Below are 23,446 nucleotides of genomic sequence, written 5' to 3' on the forward strand. Positions count from 1 at the left end.
GTCTGGGGGCAGCAGCCCCCAGGGACGGGAAGGGCAGGGGCGGCGGGGGCGAAACCCTCCCGTCGCTCAGCCCCGCCGACGGGCCACCACCACCGCTCCCCCGCCCGCCACGACCAGCGCGAGCGCCCCGCCGACGACGTAGGGCGTCGTCGAGCCACCACCGGTCTCCGCGAGATCCGCCTCGGCCGGAGCACCCTGCGCCTTGACGTCGGCCGCCGGATCGGCGCTCGGCGAAACGGAGACGGACTTCGCCGGGCCGGCAGGGCTCTCACAGGTCGCCTTGGCCAGGGTCAACGTTCCTTCAACATCGGCCACGTTGAGCTTCAGCGGATTGACGGAGACCTTGAGTTCCAGGGCGGTGGCGGCGGCCGTGCGGGACGTGGTCTCCCGCTGGGAGAGATCGAGACGCACCTCACCGACCCCGGGCACCTTCACGTCCGTCGGGCCGCCCGCGGTGAGTGTCACCCTCTTCCCGAGCACCGTCACCGTGCCTGGCACATGGGACGAGGCCACGGGCGTCTTGTCGGCCTCGCAGGTCGCCTTGGCGGTGACCGCGTCGACCTCGACGAGGGAGAGCAGGGGCAGACCGGGAACGTGGAGCTCGGCGTGGGCGAGGCGGACGGAGCCCTCGGCGCGGCTCGCGGACACCGTAGCCTTCGCCGCGGCGACGTCCGCGCCCAGCACGGCGAACGGCTTTCCGCCGGCCACGCCGTCGATCCGGGTGGTCAGCGCGGTCTTCTCCGCGCTCTGCGGTGCCTGGACCTCGTCGAGCGAGACCGCGAGCGGGACGTTCACGGACTTGTCGAGCAGGGACACATCGAGCCCGGTGCGCAGAACGACGGCGCTCGCGCGACCGTGGTCGGTGGTCGCGTGCGCGGAGCCCGCGCCGGCCAGTACCGCGGGACCCGCGGCGAGGGCCGTGGCCGTCGCGACGGTCGCGAGACGGCGTGCGGGCATGCGGAAGTTGTTGCCGTTCAAGGTGGGACCCCCAGACGAGACTTGCTCGGGACCCGGCAAGAATTACGCACTGTGGGTGAACGGTCAGCAATCCTGCGTTACTTCACTCCATAGTGGACTTTCCGCCAACCCTTTCGAATCCCCCGGCACAAGCGTTCCCCTACGCTCCCCTACTCGACGACCCGCCCGTTCAGCACCACCCGTCGCGGTGCCGCCAGCACCCGTACGTCCGCCCGCGGATCGCCCTCGTACACCACCAGGTCTGCCGGAGCCCCCTCCTCCAGACCGGGCCGCCCGAGCCACTTCCGGGCACCCCAGGCCGTCGCCGACAGGGCGTCGACCGGCGGGATGCCGGCGGTGACCAGTTCCGCGACCTCGCCCGCGACCAGGCCGTGCGCCAGCGAACCCCCGGCGTCCGTGCCGACGTACACCGGGATCCCGGCGTCGTACGCGCCGCGCACCGTGTCGTAGCGCCGCTCGTGCAGTCGCCGCATGTGCGCGGACCAGCGCGGGAACCTGGACTCGCCGCCGTCGGCCAGCTTGGGGAAGGTGGCGATGTTGACGAGGGTGGGCACGATCGCGACGCCGCGCTCGGCGAACAGGGGGATCAGGTCCTCGGTCAGGCCCGTGGCGTGTTCGATGCAGTCGATGCCCGCCTCGACCAGGTCCCGCAGCGAGCTCTCGGCGAAGCAGTGTGCGGTGACGCGGGCGCCCAGGCGGTGGGCCTCCGCGATCGCCGCCTCCACCGCCTCCCGCGGCCAGCAGGCCGACAGGTCGCCGAGATCGCGGTCGATCCAGTCGCCGACCAGCTTCACCCAGCCGTCACCGCGCCGGGCCTCCTGAGAGACGTACGCGACCAGCTCGTCCGGCTCGATCTCGTGCGCGTAGTTCCTTATGTAGCGACGGGTACGGGCGATGTGCCGGCCGGCCCGGATGATCTTCGGGAGGTCCTCGCGGTCGTCGACCCAGCGGGTGTCGGAGGGTGAGCCCGCGTCCCGGATGAGCAGGGTGCCCGCCTCGCGGTCGGTCAGCGCCTGCTTCTCCGCGACGTCGGCGTCGACCGGGCCGTGGGCGCCGAGGCCCACATGGCAGTGGGCGTCGACGAGGCCGGGCAGCGCCCAGCCCTCGACGGTCCGGACGTCCTGGGCGCCGGCGGGACGGTCGTAAGAGATCCGTCCGCCGACGACCCACAGCTCGTCGCGGACACTCTCGTCGTACGGACCGACGAGGATCCGCCCCTTCACGTGCAGCACCGCGTGATCGCTCATGTACCGCACCTTAATGAACGGGTCAGCCGTCCTTGCCCACCTGGTCGGAGGTCTCCTCCTCGACGTCCGCCATCGCGGGGTCGAGGAGGCGGGAGAGGAAGTGGCGGGTGCGTTCGTGCCGGGGGTCGCCGATGACCTGGCCGGGGCTGCCTTCCTCGACGATCACACCGCCGTCCATGAAGACGACCCGGTCGGCGACCTCGCGGGCGAAGGTCATCTCATGGGTGACGACCATCATGGTCATGCCCTCGTTGGCGAGCATGCGCATGACGGCGAGGACGTCTCCCACCAGCTCGGGGTCGAGCGCCGAGGTCGGCTCGTCGAACAGCATGACCTCGGGGCCCATGGCCAGCGAGCGGGCGATGGCGACGCGCTGCTGCTGGCCGCCGGAGAGGGAGGACGGGTAGGCGTCCGCCTTCTCGGACAGGCCGACCCGCTCCAGGTTCTCGGCGGCGATCCGGGCGGCCGTGGCCTTGTCCCGCCGGAGCACCCGGCGCTGCGGCAGGGTGAGGTTCTCGGTCACCGACAGGTGCGGGAACAGGTTGAACTGCTGGAACACCATGCCGATACGGCGGCGTACGGCGTCGATGTCGACGTCGGGGTCGGTGACCTCGGTGCCGCCGACGAAGACCTGGCCCTTGGTGGGTTCCTCCAGAAGGTTGACGCAGCGCAGGAGGGTCGACTTGCCGGAGCCGGACGGGCCGATCACGCAGACGACCTCGCCCTGGGCGATCTCCAGGTCGATGCCGCGCAGCACCTCGTTGTCGCCGAAGGACTTGTGCAGGCCGCGGACCTGGATCTCAGCGGTGCCAGGGATGACGGGGGTGCTCACTTGACGGCCTCCTGGGCATTGGCCTCCAGACGCCGCGCGACGAAGCCGAGTGGGATCGTGACGAGCAGGTAGCACAGACCCGCCACCAGGATCGGCGTGGAGTTGGCGGTCGTGCTGGCCAGGTCACGGCCGAACTTGGACAGTTCGCGCTCCTCCAGGGTCACACCCAGGAGCAGGACCAGGGAGGAGTCCTTGAAGAGCATGATGAACTCGTTGGTGAGCGGCGGCAGGATGATCCGGAACGCCTGCGGGATGATGATCGAGACCATCGCGCGGGCGGGTGAGAAGCCCAGCGAGCGGGCCGCTTCCATCTGCCCCTTGGGGACCGCCTGGATGCCCGCGCGGAAGGTCTCCGCCATGTAGGCGGCCCCGATCAGGCCGAGCCCGAGGGCCGCCTTGCCGTAGGTGCCGCCGGGAATCTCCGTGCCGGGGAAGGCCAGCGGGACGGCCACGCCGATGAAGACGAAGATCAGCAGTGCGGGCAGGCCGCGGAAGACCTCGATGTAGACGCTCGCGACCCAGCGGTACGGGCCCACGGACGACAGCCGCATCAGCGCGACGACCAGACCGAGGGCCACTCCGACCACGAAGCCGGACACCGTGTAGAGCACGGTGTTCTTCAGCGCCAGCGTGATGACGTCGGGGAACATCTGCCTGGCGATGTCCGGCTGCGCGAACTGGTTCTGCAGCCGTCCCCAGTCCGCCGCGACCGCGAAGGCGATCACGGCGGCCACGAAGACGGTGTACTGCACGCCCCGGGACAGACTGCGCTTCTGGCGCCGGGTCAGACCCTTTTTCTTCGGCTGGAGTGGTACGTCTGTGCCGGCCATGGGGTCAGGAGGCGGAGGGCGAGGTGGAGGCGGACGCGGACGCGGTGTACGGGCCGATCCACTGCTCGTAGAGCTTCTTGTACGTGCCGTCGGCCTTGGCGTCCGCGAGCGCCTTGTTGATGGCGGCGCGCAGCTCGGCGTTGCCCTTCTTCACCGTGAAGCCGTACTGCTCGCCGGTGTTGAGGTTGTCGACCACCTTGAAGGCGTCGGCGTTGGCCTTGTCCTTCAGCCAGCCCTGGACCACCGGATAGTCGATGACGACGGCCTGGACCTGTCCGGTGCGCAGCCCGTTGAGGACCGCGTCGGAGGACTCGAAGGAGATCGGGTCGTAGCCCTTGCTCTTCGCGTAGTCCTCGCCGGTGGTCTGCGCCTGGGCGCCGAGCTTCTTGCCCTTGGCCTTGACGTCGGCGAGCGAGTTGATGCCGCTCTTCTTGTCGACGAGGACGGCCTGGGTGGCGTCGAAGTACGGGTCCGAGAAGTCGACGTTCTTCTTGCGCTCGGCCGTGATCGTCATGCCGGCGGCGGCCAGGTCGCACTGGCCGGAGTTCAGGAACGCGCCCGTCTTGAAGTTCTCGAACGGCGTGTCGACGATCTGCTGCTTCACACCGAGGTTCTTGGCGACGAGGTCGATCAGCGACACGTCGAAGCCCTGCACCTTGCCGTCGATCTCCGACTGGAAGGGCGGGTACGGCAGGTGGGTGCAGGTGGTCAGCTGGCCCGCCTTGACCAGGTGGACCCCCTTGACGGTGGTCTTGCCGCTCCCGCCGTCACTCGAGGAGCAGCCGGCCACGAGCAGCAGCCCGGCCGTCGCGGTGGTGGCGGCCAGAACGCGGGTCCGGCGCGCGAGGAGCGTGTTCATGGGGATCTCCTGTGATGGAACTGTGGGTTCCGATTATAAGGAGAAGTTTGAGTTCCTCAAACCAAACCCATGGCTTCGGGGTCGTCGGGCCTGGGAAGTCGCCGGTCGGAGGAGTGATCGGCCTGACACCGTCGAGGCCCCGGAGACCGGGATCGGGATCAGGGGGCCGTTCGGGCGTTCGCCGGGCCCGACGCGCCCATCCTGCGGCAGCGTATCGACGGAGCAACCGGGGCATGAATTCAAAGCAATTCCGAAATCCCTTTCCGGCGATAGCTTTCCCGAGTTCTTCTGCCCGCATTTTGCGGAGCTAAACAGGGGGAATTTCGTCCGGGTTTCAACCCTGTGACACACTCCACACAACAGAAGCATTCGCCCGCTTTTGTGCGGTATAAAACGGCACATTTCTTCACCGGTCGTCGAGCTCACGAAACTCCTGTCCGTGCATTTTCGAATTTGCCTCGCTAAATTCAAGCCGCATGACTGCCGCACAAGCAGACCTGCTCATCGACCGTCCGGAGGTGACGGACGGGGCCGCGCTCTGGCGTCTCGCCAAGGATTCCGGAACCCTCGATCTGAACTCCTCGTACAGCTATCTGCTGTGGTGCCGGGACTTCGCCGGCACATCGGCGGTGGCGCGCGGGGCGGGCGGGGGCCCGGTCGGGTTCGTGACCGGGTACATACGGCCGGAGCGCCCGCGCACCCTGCTCGTCTGGCAGGTGGCGGTCGACGCGGCACACCGGGGTCGCGGGATCGCCGCCGCCCTGCTCGACGGGCTGACCGCGCGGCTCGGCGCCGAACGCGGGATCACCCGCGTCGAGACGACCATCACCCCGGACAACACCGCCTCCGAGCGCCTCTTCACCTCGTACGCCGCACGGCACGGCGCCTCCGTCACCCGCGAGGTGCTGTTCGACGCGGGCCTGTTCCCCGACGGCCCGCACGAGCCCGAGGTCCTGTACCGCATCGGGCCGCTGACCCCCCACCCGTCGCACTGAGGAGCGATCAACCGTGACCATCACCCAGCCCGACCTCAGCGTCTTCGAGACCCTGGAGTCCGAGGTGCGCAGCTACTGCCGCGGCTGGCCCACCGTCTTCGACCGTGCGCGGGGCAGCCTGATGTACGACGAGGACGGGCACCGGTACCTCGACTTCTTCGCCGGCGCGGGCTCGCTCAACTACGGGCACAACAACCCCGTTCTCAAACGGGCGTTGATCGACTACCTGACGCGGGACGGGGTCACCCACGGGCTCGACATGTCCACCACGGCCAAGCGGTCCTTCCTGCAGACCTTCCAGGATCTGGTGCTGCGCCCCCGCGACCTGCCGTACAAGGTCATGTTCCCGGGGCCGACCGGCACCAACGCGGTCGAGTCCGCGCTGAAGCTGGCCCGGAAGGTGAAGGGACGCGAGGCGATCGTGTCGTTCACCAACGCCTTCCACGGAATGTCCCTCGGCTCGCTGGCCGTGACCGGCAACGCCTTCAAGCGGGCCGGCGCCGGGATACCGCTGGTGCACGGGACGCCCATGCCGTTCGACAACTACTTCGACGGCACGGTCCCCGACTTCCTCTGGTTCGAGCGGCTCCTGGAGGACCAGGGGTCCGGGCTCAACAAGCCGGCCGCCGTGATCGTGGAGACCGTGCAGGGCGAGGGCGGGATCAACGTCGCGCGTCCGGAGTGGCTGCGGGCCCTGGCCGGGCTGTGCGAGCGGCAGGACATGCTGCTGATCGTCGACGACATCCAGATGGGATGCGGGCGCACCGGGGCCTTCTTCTCCTTCGAGGAGGCCGGGATCGTGCCCGACATCGTCACCGTGTCGAAGTCCATCAGCGGATACGGACTGCCCATGTCGTTGTGCCTGTTCAGGCCCGAGCTGGACATCTGGGAGCCGGGCGAGCACAACGGCACCTTCCGCGGCAACAATCCCGCGTTCGTCACCGCCACCGCGGCCCTGGAGACGTACTGGGCCGACGGCTCCGCCATGGAGAAGCAGACCCGGGCCCGCGGCGAGCGGATCGAGCAGGCGCTCGTCGCCGTCACCGAGGAGAACGTCGCCGACGTGAAGGAGTACCGGGGCCGGGGGCTCGTGTGGGGCCTGGAGTTCCACGACAGGGAACGCGCCGACCGGGTCGCGCGGCGCGCCTTCGAACTCGGGCTGCTCATCGAGACGTCCGGCCCTCAGGGCGAGGTCGTCAAGCTGCTGCCCGCCCTCACCGTCACCCCCGACGAACTGGACGAGGGACTGAGCGTCCTCGCCCGCGCCGTTCGCGAAACCGTCTAGCAAGGAGGCTGTGCACCACCGTGATCGTCCGTTCGTTCAAGGACATCGAAGGCACCGACCGGCATGTGAGGTCGGCGTCCGGCACCTGGGAGAGCAAGCGCATCGTCCTCGCCCGGGAGCGGGTCGGCTTCTCCCTCCACGAGACCGTCCTGTACGCGGGGACGGAGACGTCGATGTGGTACGCGAACCACGTCGAGGCCGTCGTGTGCGTCGAGGGCGCGGCCGAACTCACCGACCACGAGACCGGGAGGACGTACTCCATCACCGCCGGGACCATGTACCTCCTCGACGGGCACGAGCGGCACACGCTCCGCGTCCAGGAGGACTTCCGCTGCATCTGTGTGTTCAACCCGCCCGTGACCGGCCGGGAGGACCACGACGAGAACGGCGTCTACCCCCTGCTCACCGAACCCGAGGAGGTGTGAGGACCATGACCGTCACCGATCTCTACCCCAGCCGCGGCGCCGCCGAGGTGTCCGTGCCGCGCCAGGACCCCGTCGTCTGGGGCGCCCCCGACACTCCTGGCCCGATCCCGACCGCCGGTCTCCAGGCGTACGAGCGCGACGGCTTCCTCACCGTCGACCAGTTGATCACCGATGACGAAACGGCCGTCTACCGGCGGGAGTTGGACCGGCTGGTGTCGGATCCGGCGATCCGCGCCGACGAGCGGTCGATCGTGGAGCCGAAGTCCAAGGAGATCCGCTCCGTCTTCGAAGTGCACCGGATCAGCGAGGTGTTCGCCGCCCTGGTACGGGACGAGCGGGTCGTCGGGCGGGCCCGGCAGATCCTCGGCTCGGACGTGTACGTCCACCAGTCCCGGATCAACGTCAAGCCGGGGTTCGGGGCCGGCGGGTTCTACTGGCACTCGGACTTCGAGACCTGGCACGCGGAGGACGGTCTGCCGAACATGCGGACGGTGTCCGTGTCGGTCGCGCTGACCGAGAACCTCGACACCAACGGCGGGCTCATGATCATGCCGGGCTCGCACCGGACGTTCCTCGGGTGTGCGGGAGCGACACCCGAGGACAACTACAAGAAGTCGCTGCAGATGCAGGACGCGGGCACGCCGTCCGACGAGGCGCTGACCGGCATGGCGGGCGAGTACGGCATCAGGCTCTTCACCGGCAGGGCCGGTTCCGCGACCTGGTTCGACTGCAACTGCATGCACGGGTCCGGCGACAACATCACGCCGTTCCCGCGCAGCAACGTCTTCATCGTGTTCAACAGCGTGGAGAACGCGGCGGTCGAGCCCTTCGCGGCTCCGGTACGGCGGCCGGAGTTCATCGGGGCGCGGGACTTCACTCCGGTGCGCTGAGCTGCCGCTGCGAGCTGCTGCGTTCGGCTACAGCCAGGCCAGGGAGGCCGCCCGCTCCAGTACGTGCCGTACGGCCCCCTCGTCGCCCGCGCTGCCGCGCGGGACGGCGTCGGGGGCGTACCGGCCGCCGATGAGCAGGCAGAAGTCGACCGGGTCCAGGGCGAGTTCGGCGCGCACCGGCTCGTCCTCGGAGCCGAGGACCCACTCCTCCCCGCCGGTGACCGAGAAGAGCACCGGTGGGGCGGCGGGGCCGAGGGCCCAGCCGAGGATGCGCACGGCCAGGCGGACCAGTCGGCTCAGGTGCTGCTCGGGCGGCGGCGGGACGGCGAGCCCGAGGGCGCTGCCGATGTCGTCGGTGTGGATCCAGGTCTCGAAGGCCCGCACCAGGAAGTGGTCGGCCACCGGCAGCCGTACGCCCATCAGTGTCACGGCGCGGGCGGCGCGCCCGGGGTCGCGGGCCTCGGGCGTGCCGAGCAGGGCGTGCGCCTGCGCGGACCAGGCCTCGACGGTCTGATCCGGGGCGCGGCCGCGCTCGTGGGCGATCACGTCGGCGGTCCGCCGGCTCCAGGCGTCCTCCCAGCCCGCGCCCTCGGCCGGGGAGAGCGGCACCCGCGCGTCGAGGCCGAGCGGCAGGGCCAGGTGCTCGTCGGCGGCGAGGAGATGGGCGACGGTCGCGTGCACGTCCCAGTCGTGGACCACGGGGGTGTCCCACCGTGCGTCGGCCTCGGGCAGGAGCGCGGCCAGAGCGGAGACGGCGGCGGCGTAGGGGGCGGCGTGTCCGGCCACTCGGGTCGCGGTGGGGCGCCGCCGGGAGAGGGCGGCCAAGAGCACACCGTTGCCGGGCCGGTCGCCGGTGCCGTTCCGGGCAGGGCCGTCCAGGAGTCGTACCGTCTCCCGCAGCCGTTCCGCTTCCGCCGCGCAGGTCTCGCACTCGGCCAGGTGCGGGGGAACCGTTCTCTCCTCCGCGGGCGGCAGAGCACCGAAGGCCCAGGCGGCCAGCAGGTCCCGTACGCCGTCGTGTTCGGTCATCACCGCGCGCCTCCTTCCCCAGCCATCATGCGCCCCTTTCCAGCGCCGGATCCTGCGGGTCGGCCAAATCCGCCAGGGACGCGGCCAAGGTGCGCAGCGCGGTGCGCAGCCGGGTCTTGGCGGTGCCCTCGGGAATGCCCAGTTCCACCGCCGCCTGCCGGTAGCTGCGGCCCGCGAAGTAGGCGAGGTGGACCACCTCCCGCTGGGGCTGCGGGAGTTCGGCGAGGGCGGAGTGCAGGAGCAGGGAGCGTTCACGGTCCACGACGGTTTCGTCGGGGCCGGGGCCGGGCTCCGGGATGGCGTGCAGTTCGGCGTCGTCGGCGCGGACGTCCTTGCGGTGCCGGGCCTCGCCGCGCACCCAGTCCACGGCCCGCCGGTGGGCCAGCACGGAGAGCCAGGTGCGCAGCGAGCCACGGCGCGCGTCGAAGGCGTACGGTCTGCTCCACAGGTGGGCGAAGACCTCCTGCGCCACCTCCTCGGCGGCGGCCGGGCTGCGGGTGACCCGTACGGCGACCCGCCGCACCAGCCCGCCGTACGCCGTGTACGCCTCGGCCAGCGCGGTCTCGTCGCCGTAGACCAGCCGCCGGTGCAGGTCGGCATCGGCGGACCCTTTGTCCGTGTTGTCTGCGGAGTCGGTCACCGGCACCACCACCCCCCGGTGCCTTTCCTAGCGTCCCGGGGCGGCCCGCGCCAGTGGGTCAGCCCGACAGGACGTCCAGCAGACGGTCGACGTCGGCGGACGTGTTGTACAGGTGGAAGGAGGCGCGCAGGTTGCCCGCGCGGTTGGAGAGTTCGATGCCGGCGCGGCTCAGCTCGGGCTGGCGGTCACCGAGCCCGGGGACCGAGACGATCGCCGAGCCGGGGGCGGGCACGGGCGCGTGGCCGAGCGTCGCGAGCCCGGCCCGGAACCGGTCGGCGAGGGCCACGTCGTGGGCGTGGACGGCGGCCACGCCGAGTTCCTCGATCAGGTCGAGCGAACGGCGCAGGCCCGCGAAGGTGAACAGGGCGTGGGTGAGGTCGAAGCGCCGGGCGGAGTGGGCGAGTTCGGCGACCGGGCCGTAACAGCTGTCCCACGGCTTCTCTCCCGCGGTCCAGCCCGCGAGCAGCGGGGTCAGCCCGCCGAAGTCCTCGGGGACAGTGAGGAAGGCCGTGCCGTGCGGGCCGAGCAGCCACTTGAAGGAGACGGCGGCGGTGAAGTCGTAGGCACCCGCGTCCATCGGCAGCCAGCCCGCGGCCTGGGAGAAGTCGACGTAGGTGCGTGCCCCGTGCTCGCGGGCGGCCTCCCGCAGGGCGGGCAGGTCGGCGACGCGGCCGTCCGCCGACTGGGCGGCGCTGACCGCGACCAGCGTGGTGCCCGGGCGGACGGACTCGACGATGCGCTCCAGCGGCACCGAGCGGACCTTGAGGTCGCCGCGGACGTGGAACGGGTTCAGCACGGAGGTGAAGTCGTCCTCGGCGGTGAGGACCTCGGCGCCGGCGGGCAGCGAGGCGGCGATCACCCCGGTGTGTGCGGCGACCGAGGCGCCCGCCGCGACCCGGGTGGCCGGGACTCCGGCGAGCCGGGCGTATGCGGCCCGGCATGCCTCCACGTCCTCGTACAGCGGGGTCAGCGGCCGGCCCTCGGCCCGCAGCAGCGCCGCCTCGTGCAGGGCGGTGACGGTACGGGCCGGCAGCAGGCTGTTGCTGGCGGTGTTGAGGTAGGTCGTCTTCGGGGTGAACTCGGCGCGGACGAGGCTCTCGAACGTCTCCGTGGTCTCCATGGGTCCACTCTGCGGCCCGATGAAGTCGTGGTCCATTGCGGATTTTTGCGTGGATCCGCTTAGGAACGCTTATACGTCCGCGCCGACCTGCGGTTTTCAGTGCTGCGGCACCGCGCACCCGTCCGGGCCGCATGCCGCCCCGTCCCCTTGGTCACCTGTCCCGACCAGCTTCAGCGGGGAACGCTCGCCCCAGGCCTGGCTCAGTGCCTGGGTGAAGAGCTCGGCGGGCTGGGCGCCGGAGACGCCGAACTTGCGGTCGAGGACGAAGAAGGGCACGCCGTTCGCGCCGAGCTCGGCGGCCTCGCGCTCGTCGGCGCGGACCTCGTCGGCGTACGCGGCCGGGTCGGCGAGCACCTCGCGGACGGCGTCGGCGTCCAGGCCCGCCTCGACGGCGAGCTCCACCAGCCGCTCGTCGCCCTCGGTGAAGACCGACCGCTCCTCGGCGAAGTTGGCCCGGTACAGGATCTGGATCAGTTCGTCCTGCCTGCCCTGTTCCTTGGCGAGGTGCAGCAGGCGGTGCATGTCGAAGGTGTTGCCGTGGTCGCGGCCCCGGGTCTGGTAGTCCAGGCCCTCGGCGGCTGCCTGTGCCCCCAGGTTGTCCTCGCCCGCCTGGGCCTGCGCCTCGCTCATGCCGTACTTCCGGGTGAGCATGGTGATCACCGGCTGGACGTCGCCCTTGGCGCGGCCCGGGTCCAGTTCGAAGGAGCGGTGCACCACCTCGACCTCGTCGCGGTGCGGGAAGGCCGCCAGCGCCTTCTCGAAGCGGGCCTTTCCGACATAGCACCAGGGACAGGCGATGTCTGACCAGATTTCGACGCGCATGCTCTCGGCTCTCTCCAGCTCGTTCGGGTACGGAGACCCCCTCCGCCGAGTGCATGAACGTTCAAGCAGCTGGTTTCATTCCCCGGGCACCGAGAAGCGCAGGTCCAGGTGGTGGTCTCCCTCGACGGGCGGGTTCTCCGGGTCCGGGACCCAGCCCTGGCGGGCGTAGAAGGCCTGGGCACGCGTGTTGTCCACGTGCACGTCGAGCACGGCGGTCCGCTTGCCGTCGGCCCGCCACTCCTCGACGCAGGCCGTGTGCAGGGCCGTACCGAGGCCGGAGCGCCAGCGGTCGGGGTCGACGTGGAACTGGAACAGCTTGACCGTTTCCGTGGAGGCGTCCTCCGGGGTGCGGAAGGAGGCGATGCCGACGATCCGGCCCTGCTCGACGACGCACAGCACATGACCGTCGGGGCGCTCGATGGAACCGCGCCACGCCTCGGCCCAGTCGAAGTCGTCCTGCGGGACGCCGTCCGGGTAGTACGTCGAACGCGCCCGGAAGTGCAGGTCGGCGATGATCTCGGCTTCGGCGGGCAGGGCCGTGCGGATCACCCGGCCACCGGTCACTCGTTCACTGATCATGCAACAGAGGACGTGACCGGGGCCGGTGCGGTTCCGGTTCCCGCCTAGCTCCCGTCCCGCAGGTCGTCCGGCCAGGCGGGCCTGAACTCGATGTGGTCGTACGTGACGACACACCCCTCCCCCATCGGCGACTGGGTCATGAAGCCGACCAGCGCCGCGTCCGTCTCCTTCTCCCCGCCCAGGGTGAAGAGCCGGACGAAGGTCCAGCGCTCGCCGTCGCGCGAGGCGTGGAAGGCGAAGGCGCGGCCGGTGCGGCTGATCCGCAGCCACACCGAACTGCCTTCCACGGTGAAGGAGTTGGCGTCGTCGGAGTGTCCCCGGGTGACCACCGTGCACACGGTGGGCACATCCGGGGAGTACTCCAGGCAGAGCTTGGCCCAGGCCCGGTCGCCGACGTGGACATAGAGCACGCCCGCGTCGAAGCCGGCGGCGAAGCCCACGGTGACCCGCGCGATCAGCTGGAAGTCCCCCTCCGGCGCCCCGAGCAGCCGGGGCGCGTCGGAGGCCGGGTCCAGCGCCTCGGCGGTGGGCGGCACGAACCGGTCCTGCCGGGGGCCGGCCCATCCGGTGAGGACGCCGTCCTCGTAGGACCAGTGGCCGTCGGGCCCGTATGTACGGAGCGGGAAGGGCAGTTCGGGAAGTTCCACGTCCATGGCCAGAGTGTCTCAGCTTCCGATCTCCGTCACGGGCCGGGGTGTTCGGCCAGTGGTGTTCGGCCAGGGGTGTTCAGCGTTCGAGGCGGCCGTCGTAGCGGCGGGGCAGGCCGAGCGGGTTGTCGTCCTTCAGCTCCGCGGGGAGCAGCGCCTCGGGGGCGTTCTGGTAGACGACCGGCCGCAGCCAGCGCTCGATGGCCGTGCCGCCCACGGACGTCGAGGTGGAGGTCGTCGCCGGGTACGGACCGCCGTGGTGCTGGGCCGGTGCGACCGCGACGCCCGTCGGCCAGCCGTTGACCAGCACGCGGCCCGCCAGCGGGGTCAGCTCCGCCAGGATCTCCGCCCCACGGCCCTCGCCCGCCGCCTCCTCCGTCGAGAGGTGCACGGTCGCGGTGAGGTTGCCGGGCAGCCGGGACAGGACGGCGGTCGCCTCGTTCTCGTCCTCGTAGCGGGCGACGACCGTCACCGGGCCGAAGCACTCCTCCAGGAGCAGGTCGTACGATCCCTCGGCCGCCAGCCTGCTCGCCGGAACCGTCAGGAAGCCCGCGCTCACCGTGTGCTCGCCGCCCGCGCCCGGCGTCACCGGGGACTCGACGCCGTCCAGCCCGGCGCGCTCGGCGACGCCGGCGACGAAGTTGTCCCGCATGCGGTGGTCGAGGAGGACCCCGGCCTCGGTGTTGCTGACGGCGTCGGTGAGGGACTTCAGCAGCTGGTCGCCCGCCGCACCCGCCGGGGCGAGCACCAGACCCGGCTTCACGCAGAACTGGCCGACGCCCAGGGTCATCGACCCGGCGAGACCGGTACCGATGGCCTCGGCACGCTCGGCGGCCGCGGCCTCGGTGATGACGACGGGGTTCAGGGAGCCCAGCTCCCCGTGGAAGGGGATCGGGACCGGCCGGGCGGCGGCCGCGTCGAAGAGGGCACGTCCGCCCCGTACGGAACCGGTGAAGCCGGCCGCCGCGACCAGCGGGTGCTTGATGAGCTCGACGCCCGCCTCGAAGCCGTGCACCAGCCCGAGCACGCCCTCCGGGATGCCGTGCTCGGCGGCGGCCCGGCGCAGCACCTTGGCGACCAGCTCGGACAGCGCCGGGTGGTCGGGGTGGGCCTTGACGACCACGGGATTGCCCGCGCCCAGCGCGCTCGCGGTGTCGCCGCCGGCGACCGAGAAGGCGAAGGGGAAGTTGGACGCCGAGTAGACGGCGACGACGCCCAGCGGGACCTTGTAGCGGCGCAGGTCCGGGATCGGCGGGGTCGCGGTGTCGTCGGGGTGGTTGATGATGACGTCGAGGAAGGCGCCCTCGTCGACGATGTCCGCGAAGGCCCGCAACTGATAGGTGGTGCGGGCGAGTTCGCCGGTCAGCCGGACCGGACCCAGGGCTGTCTCGGCGTCGGCGGCCTCGACCAGCTGGTTCTTGGCCGCGTCCAGACCCGCGGCGGCGGAACGCAGGAAGGCCGAGCGGACGGCGCGGTCGGCGAGGGAGCCGCGCGCGGCGTGGGCGGCCCGGACGGCGGCGTCCACCTCCTGTGCTGTGGCCTCCACCGCAACCTGTTCACGCTGCTTCCCGGTGCGCGGGTCGACGCTCCAGACTGGTGCTGCTGCCACCGCGGGTCCCTCCACGTTCATTGCGGATGCATTGCCGCTGCAATGCCGCAGTTTCCAGGTCACTCACCAGGGATGTTCGATATACTGAACGCTGTCTCTGATGGTGAATATGCTGTCGGAGACTATATCTCCAGCTTCTCGTCGAACGAAGGGGTCAAGGGCGATGTCGGCAGGCGAGACAGGCGGCGGGGCGCAGGTCAAGTCCGCGGTGCGGACCGTTGAATTGCTCGAATACTTCGCCGGCCGGCCCGGTATGCACTCCCTCGCGGCGGTCCAGGAGGCTGTCGGTTATCCCAAGTCCAGTCTGTACATGCTGCTGCGCACGCTGGTGGAGCTGGGCTGGGTGGAGACGGACGCGACGGGCACCCGGTACGGCATCGGGGTGCGGGCGCTGCTCGTCGGCACCTCCTACATCGACGGCGACGAGGTGGTCGCGGCGGCCCGGCCCACGCTGGACCGTCTCTCCGACGACACCACGGAGACCATCCACCTGGCCCGCCTGGACGGCACGAACGTCGTGTACCTGGCCACCCGCCAGTCCCAGCACTACCTGCGTCCGTTCACGCGCGTCGGCCGCCGGCTGCCCGCCCACTCCACGTCCCTCGGCAAGGCGCTGCTCGCCACCCACACCGACGAACAGGTCCGCAAACTGCTGCCGGAGACCCTCCCGGCGCTGACCGAGCACACCATCACCGACCGGGAGAAGCTCATCGAGGAGCTGCACCAGGTCCGCGAGCAGGGCTTCGCCGTCGACCGCGAGGAGAACACGCTGGGGCTGCGCTGCTTCGGCGTCGCGATCCCCTACCGCACCCCGGCCCGCGACGCCATCAGCTGCTCGGTACCGGTGGCCCGGCTGACCCCCGCCCACGAGCAGATGATCAAGGACGCCCTGTTCGACGCGCGGGACCGGCTGACGCTGGCGACGCGGAGGCTGTGAGCAGGACGGCGTCTCCCCCGCGCGGCGGAGGCGGATCGTCGTCGTGCAGGAGGTGAACCCGCCGGGCGGCGCGGGAGCGTTGAGGCATGACCTCATCGACCGCGCCCGCCCCGGCCCTCGTTGCCACCGGCCCCCGCCGCCGCCTGTTGCGGCTCGTGGCCATCGTCGCCTGTCTGCCGTATCTGTGCCTCAAGCTCGCCTGGATCGCCGGGAGTCACCTCGGCATCCCGGACGGGAGTCCGTTGCTGAAGCACCGGGTGACCATGGTGGTCGCCAACGGGCTCACCGTGCTGATGGACGCGGCTGTCATCGTGCTGGCGCTGTTGCTGACCCAGCAGTGGGGACGACGGGTGCCCTCCTGGCTGCTCGCGGCGCCGATGTGGGTCGCCACGGGACTTCTCGCGCCGATCATGGTGGGATTTCCGCTGCAGATGGTCGTCCACGGGGGTACGAACAGCGGGGACGACCGGCCGTTCCTCGACGGGTGGGTGTTCGGGGTCGTGTATGGGGGGTTCATCGTGCAGGGGCTCGCTCTGGGGGCGCTCTTCGTCGGGTATGCCCGCGAGCGGTGGGGACACCTGTGGCAGGGGCGGGTGCGGGAGCTGCCCGCGCGGAGCGCGCCGGCCGCGCAGCGGGCCACCGCCGTGACAGCGGCCGTGCTCGCGCTGGTTCCGGGGACGCTCCGGCTGCTGTGGGCCTGCGGGTTCACTACCGGACGGGCCGGCGGCAACCGGCTGATGGAGGTGGTGTTCCTCGGCTTCCTGGCCGCCGCCGTCACCGGCGCCTGGCAGCTCGCCTTCCGCCGCGGCCGCCCGCTGCCGGTCACCGTGCCGCTCGCCCTGGCCTGGGTCGGCTCAGGGGCGGCGGCCTGCTGGGGCGCCTGGCTGTCACTGACCCCGCTCGCCGGGGTGGACGACAGCGCCGACGGCCCGACACAGCTGCAGAACCTCGCCTACGCCGGCCAGACGATCACCGGCATCCTCGTCGCGGTCCTCGGCGCCCGGTTCTTCGCCGAGCGGTCCGCCCGGGCCCCGAAGCGGCCCGCGCGGTGAGGACGCTCGCCCGGCCGCTGTTCGGCCGCACGGCGCGCCGCCGCTGGATCCATCTGATCCTGGGCGGCGCGCTCGCCATGCCGTACGTCTTCGTCGGCGAGGTGGTCGTCGGGCCGCTCCTCGGCTCGGACCGCTTCTGGGGCGACCTGCCCGTCCAACTGGGCTCCTTCGCCGTGGGGTTGCCGATCGCCGCGGTCACCTCCCTGTTTCCGCCGACCCGCCCGCTGGAGGCGGGTGCCGTCCGCGCCCTGTGCGGCGTGCCCCCGGACGCGCTGGCCCACGGTCCCGCCCGGACCCGGGCCGCGAGGGGGCGGACGGCGGCCTGGTTCACGCTGCACCTGGGGTTCGGCGGGATCATCTCGGGGATGTCCCTCGCCGTGCCGCCGTTCGCGGTGGTGCTGATCGTGCTGCCGCTCTTCTCGTGGCTGCGCGACACACGGCTCGCACTGCCCGAAGTACTCGACCACACCTGGGCGTTGGCGCTCGCGCCGGTCGCCGGTGTCGCCATGCTGCTCGCGCTCGCCGGGTGCGCGGCCGGGTGCGGCGCGCTCCTCGCCCGCTGGGCGCCCGCACTGCTCGGGCCCACCCCCGAGGACCGGCTCGCGGCGGCCGAGGCGCGCGCCGCCGATCTCGCCGTACGCAACCGGCTCGCCCGCGAGCTGCACGACTCCGTCGGCCACGCCCTGAGCGCGGTCACCCTGCAGGCGAGCGCGGCCCGCCGGGTCCTCGACAGCGACCCGGAGTTCGTCCGCGAGGCCCTCGCCGCCATCGAGGACACCACCCGGCGCACGGTGGGCGAACTCGACGCGGTGCTCGGCGTGCTGCGGGACGGCGACGCGCCCGGCACGGCACCCGCGCCGACCCTCGCGGCCGACCTGGACGGGCTGCTGCGGCGCACCCGGGCGGGCGGGCAGCGCGTCACGGCCACCGTCACGGCCGACCCGGCGACGCTTCCGCCGCCGCTCTCCCGCGAGGCCTACCGCATCGTGCAGGAAGGCCTGAGCAACGTCCTCAAGCACGCGGGCGCGCGGGTCGAGGCCGCCCTGCGGATTGAGGCCGCCGACGGGCACCTGGCGATCACTGTGGAGAACCCGCTGAGCGGCCCCTGCCCCTCGCGGCCCGGAGGCGGCCACGGACTGCGCGGCATCGCCGACCGGGTCCGTCTCCTGGGCGGCACGGTGACGGCCGGCACGGTGACGGGTGGCACGGTGACGGCCGGCACGGTGACGGCCGACACGGTTACGGCCGGCCCGGCCGAGGGGATGTGGCGGCTGCACGTACGACTGCCGATGAAGGGACCCGCATGACCCATCCGCCGGCGATCCGGGCGATCCGGGTCGTCCTCGCCGACGACGAGCGCATGGTCCGCACGGCCCTGCGCGCCATTCTCTCCGCCGAGCCCGACATGGAGGTGGTCGGTGAGGCGGCGACCGGGGCCGAGGCCGTGTCGGTCGTACGGGAGCTGCGGCCCGACGTCGTCCTCATGGACGTACGCATGCCGGAGGTCGACGGCATCCGGGCCACCGAGCAGATCCTGACCACGCTCGACGATGCTCCGCGGATTGTCGTCGTGACCACCTTCGAGAACGACTCCTACGTGTACGACGCGCTGCGCGCCGGAGCCTCCGGGTTCCTGCTCAAGCGGGCCGAAGCCGACGCGCTGGTGCAGGCGGTACGACTGGTGGCGCGCACCGACAGCCTGCTGTTCCCGTCGGCCGTGCGGGGGCTGGCCGCGGAGCACGCGCGCGTGTGTCCGGCGCCTCCGGCCTGGGTGGCGAGGCTCACGGGACGGGAGAGCGAGGTGCTGCGGCACATGGCCGCGGGGCTCACCAACGCCGAGATCGCCCGGCACATGGAGGTCGGCCCCGCCACCGTGAAGACACACGTCGCGGCGGTCCTGGCCAAGACCGGCACACGGGACCGGACACAGGCGGTGATCGCCGCGTACGAGGCGGGCTTCATGAACCCGCGATGAGAAAAGCGGGCGTACGGGAACGACTGCCCCCGTTGCGCTCGTCTTCTGTCCGGGATGAACAAGACGATCAGGCGGGCGTCCGTCTTCACGCTGCTGCTCGTGTTCGCTCTGCTGGTCAGGGCGACCTGGGTGCAGTACTACGACGGCCAGGCCCTCGCGGACGACAAGGACAACCGGCGCAACGCGATCGAGACGTACGCGGAGCCGCTCGGGAACATCATCGTGGCCGGCGACTCCGTCACCGGCTCGGCGCGGACGAAGGGCGGCGACCTCGCGTACAAGCGGACGTACAAGAACGGCAAGCTGTACGCGGCGGTCACGGGCTACGCCTCACAGGCCTACGCCCCGACCCAGCTGGAGGGCATCTACAAGAACCTGCTCAACGGCACGGACAACCAGCTGAAGACCGTCATGGACACGGTCACCGGCGAGCGCGCCGCCCCGGGCAACGTGGTCACGACGATCGATCCGGACGTGCAGAAGGCGGCCTACCGTGCGCTGGGCGGCAACAAGGGCGCGGCCGTCGCGATCGACCCGAAGACCGGGAAGATCCTCGCGGTGGTGTCGACCCCGTCGTACGACCCCACGGCGCTCACCGACGCCAACACCGCGGGGGCCGCCTGGAAGCAGCTCAACGCCGACTCGGACAAGCCGCTGACCAACCGCGCGCTGCGCCAGCCGCTGCCGCCGGGCTCGACGTTCAAGCTGGTCGTGGCGGCGGCCGCGCTGGAGGACGGGCTGTACGAGAACGTGGACAAGCACACCGACAGCCCCGACCCGTACACGCTGCCGGGCACGACCCGGGAACTCGCCAACGAGAACAAGTCGGCGCCCTGTGAGAACGCCTCGATCCGCACCGCCCTGCGGTACTCCTGCAACAACGTCTTCGGCAAGATGGCCGTCGACCTCGGCCAGGACAAGGTGAAGGCGATGGCCGAGAAGTTCGGCTTCGACGACGACGAACAGGACGTGCCGGTGCGCGCCTGGGCGAGCGTGTACCCGTCGGGCATGGACAAGGCGCAGACGGCCCTGTCGGGCATCGGCCAGTTCGACGTCACGGCGACCCCTCTCCAGATGGCCATGGTGTCGGCGGTCATGGCCAACGACGGCAAATTGGTCTCGCCGCACATGGTTTCGCAGATCACCGACAGCGGCGGCGATGTGCTGAAGAACTACGACGACAGCACGGACAGCAAGGAGATCGTCAGCTCCTCCACCGCCGAGCAGTTGCGGTCGGCGATGGAGACGGTGGTGAAGGACGGCACCGGTACGAACGCGCTGATCGACGGCGTGACCGTGGGCGGCAAGACCGGTACCGCCCAGCACGGCGAGAACAACAGCAAGACGCCGTACGCCTGGTTCACCTCGTACGGCAAGTCCGACAGCAGCGGCAAGGAGGTTGCCGTGGCAGCGATGGTGGAACAGTCGGACGCGGCGCGGTCGGAGGTCAGCGGCAACGGCTTGGCAGCCCCGGTGGCCAAGGCGATGATGCAAGCGGCGCTGAAGTAAGCGCCCCGTAGGGGCGCGGGGAACTGCGCGATCAGCCACCGACAACCCGCGGCCGATCGCGCAGCGTCCCTCACTTCACACCGAGAACCTGCTCCACCGGATCGATCGCGAAGTACACCAGGAACAGCGCCGAGACACACCACAGCAGCCAGTTGACCTCCTTCGCCTTGCCAAGCACCGTCTTGATGACGACGTAGGAGAGGAAGCCCGCACCGATGCCGTCGGTGATCGAATACGTGAACGGCATCGCGGCGATGGTCAGAAACGCCGGGATCGCGATCTCGTACTTGTCCCAGTCGATGTGCTTGACGTGGGTCATCATCAGGAAGCCGACCGCGATCAGCGCGGGCGCCGCGGCCTGGAGCGGGACGATGGTCAGCAGCGGGGTGAGGAAGAGCGCGAGGCCGAAGAGGCCGCCGGTGATCAGGTTGGCGAAGCCGGTGCGGGCGCCCTCGCCGACGCCGGCCGCGGACTCGATATAGGCGGTGTTGGAGGAGGCGGAACCCACTCCGCCCGCGACCGCGGCGGCGCCGTCGATGAACAGGACGCGGCCGATGCCCGGCACCTGCCCCTTCTCGTCGAGCAGTCCGGCCTCGGCGCTGATGCCGACGATGGTGCCCATGGCGTCGAAGAAGTCCGACAGGATCAGGGTGAAGACCAGCAGGATCGCGGTGAGCACACCGGCCTTGGCGAAGCCGCCGAACAGGCTGAAGTGACCGACGAGTCCGAAGTCGGGGCTGTCGACGATCTTGTCGGGCACCTTCGGGGTGGTCAGACCCCAGCTCTTGATGTCGGCGACGGCGTTGATGACGATCGCGACGACGGTCATGGTGACGATGCTGATGAGGATCGCGCCCTTCACCTTGCGCGCGATCAGCGCGATCGTCAGCAGCACGCCGAGACAGAAGACCAGGACGGGCCAGCCGGTGAGCCGGCCGACGGCACCGAGCTGCACCGGCACGGTGGTGTTCGCGACGTCCGGGATGCGGCTGACGAACCCGGCGTCGACGAAGCCGATGAACGCGATGAACAGGCCGATGCCGACGCCGATGGCCTGCTTGAGCTGTTGCGGGATGGCGTTCATGATCGCTTCCCGGAGTCCGGTGAGGACCAGGACGCAGATCAGGAGGCCTTCGAGGACGACCAGGCCCATGGCGTCGGCCCAGCTCATCAGCGGCGCCAACTGGAAGGCCACGACGGCGTTGAGGCCGAGGCCGGCGGCGATGGCGAGCGGGAGGTTGCCGCCGACGCCCATGATGATCGTCATCACACAGGCCACCAGCGCGGTGGCGGTGACCAGTTGGCCGGTGTCGAGCGTGTGGCCGAACTTGTCCTTGGCGCTGCCCAGGATGATGGGATTCAGGACAAGGATGTACGCCATGGTGAAGAACGTGGCGAAGCCGCCGCGTATCTCCCGGCCGAAGGTGGACCCTCGTTCGGAGATCCTGAAGTACCGGTCGACGCTGTTCACCGCCGGTGGCGCGAGACTTGGCCGGTCGGCCGCCTTCTCTGTCTCGGACATGGTCGTACTCCTCGTTACGTGAGCGATCGGTGCGCGGATGCTGGCTGGATTGTTCCCCCGTTGAACCCGTTTCAGGTTTTCACCGTGTTACGGAATCGGGTTCGGCCTGCCACACCTTGTCCGAGACCCCGTACGAAGACGGCAAAATGATCACTGCTACGCTTCCCGATCTCGTCCGGGCACCCTCCGGCCGTTCACATGTCATTCACATGACACGCACAGACAGAAGAGGTCACCCGTGGGCACAGTCGTCGACGACGCCGCCTCCGTGGAGTTCCATGCCTTCTTCGAACGCCACTACGCCGAACTCTCGCGTCTCGCCCACCTGCTGACCGGCGAGGCGGACGCCGCCGACGATCTGGCCGCGGACGCGCTGCTCGCGCTGTGGCACCGCTGGGACCGGGTGCGCGCGGCCGACCATCCCGTGGCGTACGCGCGCGGCGTCGTCGCCAACCTGGCCCGCACCCGCATCCGCAGCGCGGTGCGCGAGCGCCGCCGGATCGCGCTGTTCTGGTCGCACCGCGAGGAGAAGACCGAGAACCCCGACGTGGCGGGCGTGGTGGACGTGCAGTCCGCGCTACGCCAGCTGCCCTTCCGGAAACGGGCGTGTGTGGTGCTTCGGCACGCGTTCGACCTGTCGGAGAAAGACACCGCCCTCGCCCTCGGGATCTCGGTGGGTACGGTTAAGAGCCAGACGTCCAAGGGAATCGCCGAGCTGAAGAAGGTGCTCGGCACCCAGGGCGTTCCGCATAAGGTGCACGCGGCGATGGCGGCGCGTGGCGGCGAGAGCGGAGGAAGGAACCGATGAGGCAGCAGGACGTGCACGACGAGCTGCGCGCCCGGCTGCACGAGGCGGCCGAGGCGCACGAACCCGACCGCGCGCGCATCCTTGCCCGGGTCGAACGGGGCATGGCCGCCAAGGCCCGCCCCGACCACCGCGCGACGCGTCCGCCCGTGTTCGGCTGGGTGCGGGTGGTCAGCGCCACGGCCGCGGTCGCCGGGGTCCTCGCGATCGGCGGGTACGCGGTGGCGTCCGCGGTGAAGGAGGACAAACCTCCGCAGCAGACGGTCGCGGTGTCGCCGACGCCCACATCGTCGCCCGACGCGACGATGCGGCCTCCGGTCCACTCGGCGGCTCCGCCGCCCAGCTCCGGCGCCACGCACCCGTCCCGCACGCCGAGTTCCTCCCGCACGCCTACCCCCAAGTCCTCGGCCTCGGCCCAGGCGCCCACCCCCCAGGGCGAACAGGACGGGCCGCTGTGGTCGGACGGCTCGGTGGACCCGCACAGCAACGACTTCTGGGCACAGAGCAATGTGACCCTGAAGGTCTCGCGGCAGCTGACCGCGCTCACCGTGCAGTTGAAGGTCGCGCAGACCGGAGGGGTGTCCTCGGCCGGCGCCTGGCGCTCGCTGCCGGAGACCGACTTCACGCAGACGGTGACCGAGAAGGACGGCTTCCTGGTCTACACGTGGACGCTGAAGGAGGGCCGCAAGGTCGCGGTGGGTGAGTGGGTGTTCGCGGGGCAGTACAACCACGAGCGCGGCGGCCGGGACGCCAAGGACGACCGCTACACCATCACGGGCGGCGCGGGCGGCAAACAGTACGCCGTGACCGGGGACTTCGCGGCGCACGACACCACCGCCGGCGACTCGTAAAAAAGATC

At 70.7% G+C, this 23,446-nt stretch carries 24 protein-coding genes; 11 read left to right on the plus strand and 13 right to left on the minus strand.

Going from position 1 to position 23,446, the window contains the following annotated elements:
• Nucleotides 1–66 precede the first annotated feature (66 nt).
• From ACIPSA_RS46000 to ACIPSA_RS46020, 5 genes are all read right to left on the minus strand, one after another.
• Nucleotides 67–978, minus strand: coding sequence for an SCO1860 family LAETG-anchored protein (locus ACIPSA_RS46000; RefSeq protein WP_402646897.1), 912 nt, complete (start codon nucleotides 976–978; stop codon nucleotides 67–69).
• Nucleotides 979–1,127: 149 nt separating this feature from the next.
• Nucleotides 1,128–2,225, minus strand: coding sequence for an amidohydrolase family protein (locus ACIPSA_RS46005; protein WP_402646900.1), 1,098 nt, complete (start codon nucleotides 2,223–2,225; stop codon nucleotides 1,128–1,130).
• 22 nt (nucleotides 2,226–2,247) lie between these two features.
• Nucleotides 2,248–3,057 carry an amino acid ABC transporter ATP-binding protein gene (locus ACIPSA_RS46010; protein WP_402646902.1) on the minus strand — a complete coding sequence of 270 codons (810 nt, stop codon included), beginning with the start codon at nucleotides 3,055–3,057 and terminating at the stop codon, nucleotides 2,248–2,250.
• A complete protein-coding gene (locus ACIPSA_RS46015; RefSeq protein WP_402646904.1) occupies nucleotides 3,054–3,887 on the minus strand; it encodes an amino acid ABC transporter permease in 834 nt (277 codons plus the stop codon). The genes ACIPSA_RS46010 and ACIPSA_RS46015 overlap by 4 nt, the downstream gene beginning before the upstream one ends.
• Nucleotides 3,888–3,891: 4 nt before the next feature.
• Complete coding sequence (locus ACIPSA_RS46020; RefSeq protein WP_402646907.1) at nucleotides 3,892–4,746, minus strand: transporter substrate-binding domain-containing protein; 855 nt, start codon at nucleotides 4,744–4,746, stop codon at nucleotides 3,892–3,894.
• Nucleotides 4,747–5,222: 476 nt separating this feature from the next.
• On the opposite strand from ACIPSA_RS46020, the gene ectA reads away from it, so the two are divergent.
• Genes ectA through thpD form a run of 4 tightly spaced genes read left to right on the plus strand, consistent with a single transcriptional unit; the run spans nucleotide 5,223 to nucleotide 8,341 of the window.
• Entirely contained in the window at nucleotides 5,223–5,741 is a 519-nt protein-coding gene (gene ectA, locus ACIPSA_RS46025; RefSeq protein ID WP_402646910.1) for a diaminobutyrate acetyltransferase, read from the plus strand.
• A gap of 13 nt (nucleotides 5,742–5,754) precedes the next feature.
• A complete protein-coding gene (gene ectB / locus ACIPSA_RS46030; RefSeq protein ID WP_402646912.1) occupies nucleotides 5,755–7,026 on the plus strand; it encodes a diaminobutyrate--2-oxoglutarate transaminase in 1,272 nt (423 codons plus the stop codon).
• Nucleotides 7,027–7,046: 20 nt separating this feature from the next.
• Complete coding sequence (locus tag ACIPSA_RS46035; RefSeq protein WP_402646914.1) at nucleotides 7,047–7,451, plus strand: ectoine synthase; 405 nt, start codon at nucleotides 7,047–7,049, stop codon at nucleotides 7,449–7,451.
• Nucleotides 7,452–7,456: 5 nt separating this feature from the next.
• A complete protein-coding gene (thpD, locus tag ACIPSA_RS46040) occupies nucleotides 7,457–8,341 on the plus strand; it encodes an ectoine hydroxylase (RefSeq protein WP_402646917.1) in 885 nt (294 codons plus the stop codon).
• Between the two features lie 27 nt (nucleotides 8,342–8,368).
• Here thpD and ACIPSA_RS46045 read toward each other — a convergent pair whose 3' ends face one another.
• The 7 genes from ACIPSA_RS46045 to ACIPSA_RS46075 all read right to left on the minus strand — a co-directional run bounded on the left by ACIPSA_RS46045 (nucleotide 8,369) and on the right by ACIPSA_RS46075 (nucleotide 14,787).
• On the minus strand, nucleotides 8,369–9,370 hold the full coding sequence (locus tag ACIPSA_RS46045; RefSeq protein WP_402646919.1) for a maleylpyruvate isomerase family mycothiol-dependent enzyme: 1,002 nt from the start codon (nucleotides 9,368–9,370) through the stop codon (nucleotides 8,369–8,371).
• A 25-nt stretch (nucleotides 9,371–9,395) separates the two neighbouring features.
• The gene (locus ACIPSA_RS46050; RefSeq protein WP_402646922.1) at nucleotides 9,396–10,010 is read right to left on the minus strand and encodes an RNA polymerase sigma factor; all 615 of its coding nucleotides are present in this window, start codon (nucleotides 10,008–10,010) and stop codon (nucleotides 9,396–9,398) included.
• Nucleotides 10,011–10,068: 58 nt separating this feature from the next.
• Nucleotides 10,069–11,130 (minus strand): aminotransferase class V-fold PLP-dependent enzyme, encoded by a 1,062-nt coding sequence (locus tag ACIPSA_RS46055; protein WP_402646925.1) that lies wholly within the window; start codon nucleotides 11,128–11,130, stop codon nucleotides 10,069–10,071.
• 96 nt (nucleotides 11,131–11,226) lie between these two features.
• Nucleotides 11,227–11,952 carry a DsbA family oxidoreductase gene (locus ACIPSA_RS46060; protein WP_402646927.1) on the minus strand — a complete coding sequence of 242 codons (726 nt, stop codon included), beginning with the start codon at nucleotides 11,950–11,952 and terminating at the stop codon, nucleotides 11,227–11,229.
• Between the two features lie 75 nt (nucleotides 11,953–12,027).
• Nucleotides 12,028–12,531, minus strand: coding sequence for a GNAT family N-acetyltransferase (locus ACIPSA_RS46065; protein WP_402646930.1), 504 nt, complete (start codon nucleotides 12,529–12,531; stop codon nucleotides 12,028–12,030).
• A 44-nt stretch (nucleotides 12,532–12,575) separates the two neighbouring features.
• Nucleotides 12,576–13,184 carry a DUF1349 domain-containing protein gene (locus ACIPSA_RS46070; protein ID WP_402646933.1) on the minus strand — a complete coding sequence of 203 codons (609 nt, stop codon included), beginning with the start codon at nucleotides 13,182–13,184 and terminating at the stop codon, nucleotides 12,576–12,578.
• 73 nt (nucleotides 13,185–13,257) lie between these two features.
• On the minus strand, nucleotides 13,258–14,787 hold the full coding sequence (locus ACIPSA_RS46075) for an aldehyde dehydrogenase (NADP(+)) (protein WP_402646935.1): 1,530 nt from the start codon (nucleotides 14,785–14,787) through the stop codon (nucleotides 13,258–13,260).
• A gap of 163 nt (nucleotides 14,788–14,950) precedes the next feature.
• On the opposite strand from ACIPSA_RS46075, the gene ACIPSA_RS46080 reads away from it, so the two are divergent.
• The 5 genes from ACIPSA_RS46080 (at nucleotide 14,951) to ACIPSA_RS46100 (ending at nucleotide 20,260) form a co-directional block, all read left to right on the plus strand.
• Nucleotides 14,951–15,724: an IclR family transcriptional regulator gene (locus ACIPSA_RS46080; RefSeq protein ID WP_316762132.1), complete on the plus strand. Its 774-nt coding sequence runs from the start codon at nucleotides 14,951–14,953 to the stop codon at nucleotides 15,722–15,724.
• Between the two features lie 86 nt (nucleotides 15,725–15,810).
• The gene (locus tag ACIPSA_RS46085; protein ID WP_402646937.1) at nucleotides 15,811–16,776 is read left to right on the plus strand and encodes a hypothetical protein; all 966 of its coding nucleotides are present in this window, start codon (nucleotides 15,811–15,813) and stop codon (nucleotides 16,774–16,776) included.
• Nucleotides 16,773–18,083: a sensor histidine kinase gene (locus ACIPSA_RS46090; protein WP_402646939.1), complete on the plus strand. Its 1,311-nt coding sequence runs from the start codon at nucleotides 16,773–16,775 to the stop codon at nucleotides 18,081–18,083. The genes ACIPSA_RS46085 and ACIPSA_RS46090 overlap by 4 nt, the downstream gene beginning before the upstream one ends.
• Nucleotides 18,080–18,751, plus strand: coding sequence for a response regulator (locus ACIPSA_RS46095; protein ID WP_402646942.1), 672 nt, complete (start codon nucleotides 18,080–18,082; stop codon nucleotides 18,749–18,751). Before ACIPSA_RS46090 ends, ACIPSA_RS46095 begins: the two co-directional genes overlap by 4 nt.
• 54 nt (nucleotides 18,752–18,805) lie before the next feature.
• Nucleotides 18,806–20,260, plus strand: a complete 1,455-nt coding sequence (locus ACIPSA_RS46100) for a peptidoglycan D,D-transpeptidase FtsI family protein (RefSeq protein WP_402646945.1) — start codon at nucleotides 18,806–18,808, stop codon at nucleotides 20,258–20,260.
• 70 nt (nucleotides 20,261–20,330) lie between these two features.
• On the opposite strand, the gene ACIPSA_RS46105 is transcribed toward ACIPSA_RS46100, so the two are convergent.
• Entirely contained in the window at nucleotides 20,331–21,782 is a 1,452-nt protein-coding gene (locus ACIPSA_RS46105; protein WP_402646947.1) for an NCS2 family permease, read from the minus strand.
• Between the two features lie 238 nt (nucleotides 21,783–22,020).
• Here ACIPSA_RS46105 and ACIPSA_RS46110 point away from each other — a divergent pair, with 238 nt between their 5' ends.
• Both ACIPSA_RS46110 and ACIPSA_RS46115 read left to right on the plus strand, forming a co-directional pair.
• Entirely contained in the window at nucleotides 22,021–22,590 is a 570-nt protein-coding gene (locus tag ACIPSA_RS46110) for a SigE family RNA polymerase sigma factor (RefSeq protein ID WP_402646949.1), read from the plus strand.
• Nucleotides 22,587–23,438: a hypothetical protein gene (locus tag ACIPSA_RS46115; RefSeq protein ID WP_402646951.1), complete on the plus strand. Its 852-nt coding sequence runs from the start codon at nucleotides 22,587–22,589 to the stop codon at nucleotides 23,436–23,438. Before ACIPSA_RS46110 ends, ACIPSA_RS46115 begins: the two co-directional genes overlap by 4 nt.
• The last annotated feature ends 8 nt before the right edge of the window (nucleotides 23,439–23,446 follow it).

It is taken from the genome of Streptomyces sp. NPDC086549 (genome assembly GCF_044746205.1).
Lineage (GTDB): Bacteria > Actinomycetota > Actinomycetes > Streptomycetales > Streptomycetaceae > Streptomyces.

What these genes read in the sequence shown, in the direction of transcription:
- ACIPSA_RS46080 (WP_316762132.1), top strand. Translation starts at nt 14,951, where the DNA reads ATGTCGGCAGGCGAGACAGGCGGCGGGGCGCAGGTCAAGTCCGCGGTG.
- ACIPSA_RS46005 (WP_402646900.1), bottom strand. Translation starts at nt 2,225, where the DNA reads ATGAGCGATCACGCGGTGCTGCACGTGAAGGGGCGGATCCTCGTCGGT.
- ACIPSA_RS46115 (WP_402646951.1), top strand. Translation starts at nt 22,587, where the DNA reads ATGAGGCAGCAGGACGTGCACGACGAGCTGCGCGCCCGGCTGCACGAG.
- ACIPSA_RS46065 (WP_402646930.1), bottom strand. Translation starts at nt 12,531, where the DNA reads ATGATCAGTGAACGAGTGACCGGTGGCCGGGTGATCCGCACGGCCCTG.
- ACIPSA_RS46045 (WP_402646919.1), bottom strand. Translation starts at nt 9,370, where the DNA reads ATGACCGAACACGACGGCGTACGGGACCTGCTGGCCGCCTGGGCCTTC.
- ACIPSA_RS46105 (WP_402646947.1), bottom strand. Translation starts at nt 21,782, where the DNA reads ATGTCCGAGACAGAGAAGGCGGCCGACCGGCCAAGTCTCGCGCCACCG.
- ectA (WP_402646910.1), top strand. Translation starts at nt 5,223, where the DNA reads ATGACTGCCGCACAAGCAGACCTGCTCATCGACCGTCCGGAGGTGACG.
- thpD (WP_402646917.1), top strand. Translation starts at nt 7,457, where the DNA reads ATGACCGTCACCGATCTCTACCCCAGCCGCGGCGCCGCCGAGGTGTCC.
- ACIPSA_RS46070 (WP_402646933.1), bottom strand. Translation starts at nt 13,184, where the DNA reads ATGGACGTGGAACTTCCCGAACTGCCCTTCCCGCTCCGTACATACGGG.
- ACIPSA_RS46060 (WP_402646927.1), bottom strand. Translation starts at nt 11,952, where the DNA reads ATGCGCGTCGAAATCTGGTCAGACATCGCCTGTCCCTGGTGCTATGTC.
- ACIPSA_RS46100 (WP_402646945.1), top strand. Translation starts at nt 18,806, where the DNA reads ATGAACAAGACGATCAGGCGGGCGTCCGTCTTCACGCTGCTGCTCGTG.
- ACIPSA_RS46095 (WP_402646942.1), top strand. Translation starts at nt 18,080, where the DNA reads ATGACCCATCCGCCGGCGATCCGGGCGATCCGGGTCGTCCTCGCCGAC.
- ACIPSA_RS46020 (WP_402646907.1), bottom strand. Translation starts at nt 4,746, where the DNA reads ATGAACACGCTCCTCGCGCGCCGGACCCGCGTTCTGGCCGCCACCACC.
- ACIPSA_RS46015 (WP_402646904.1), bottom strand. Translation starts at nt 3,887, where the DNA reads ATGGCCGGCACAGACGTACCACTCCAGCCGAAGAAAAAGGGTCTGACC.
- ACIPSA_RS46055 (WP_402646925.1), bottom strand. Translation starts at nt 11,130, where the DNA reads ATGGAGACCACGGAGACGTTCGAGAGCCTCGTCCGCGCCGAGTTCACC.
- ACIPSA_RS46085 (WP_402646937.1), top strand. Translation starts at nt 15,811, where the DNA reads ATGACCTCATCGACCGCGCCCGCCCCGGCCCTCGTTGCCACCGGCCCC.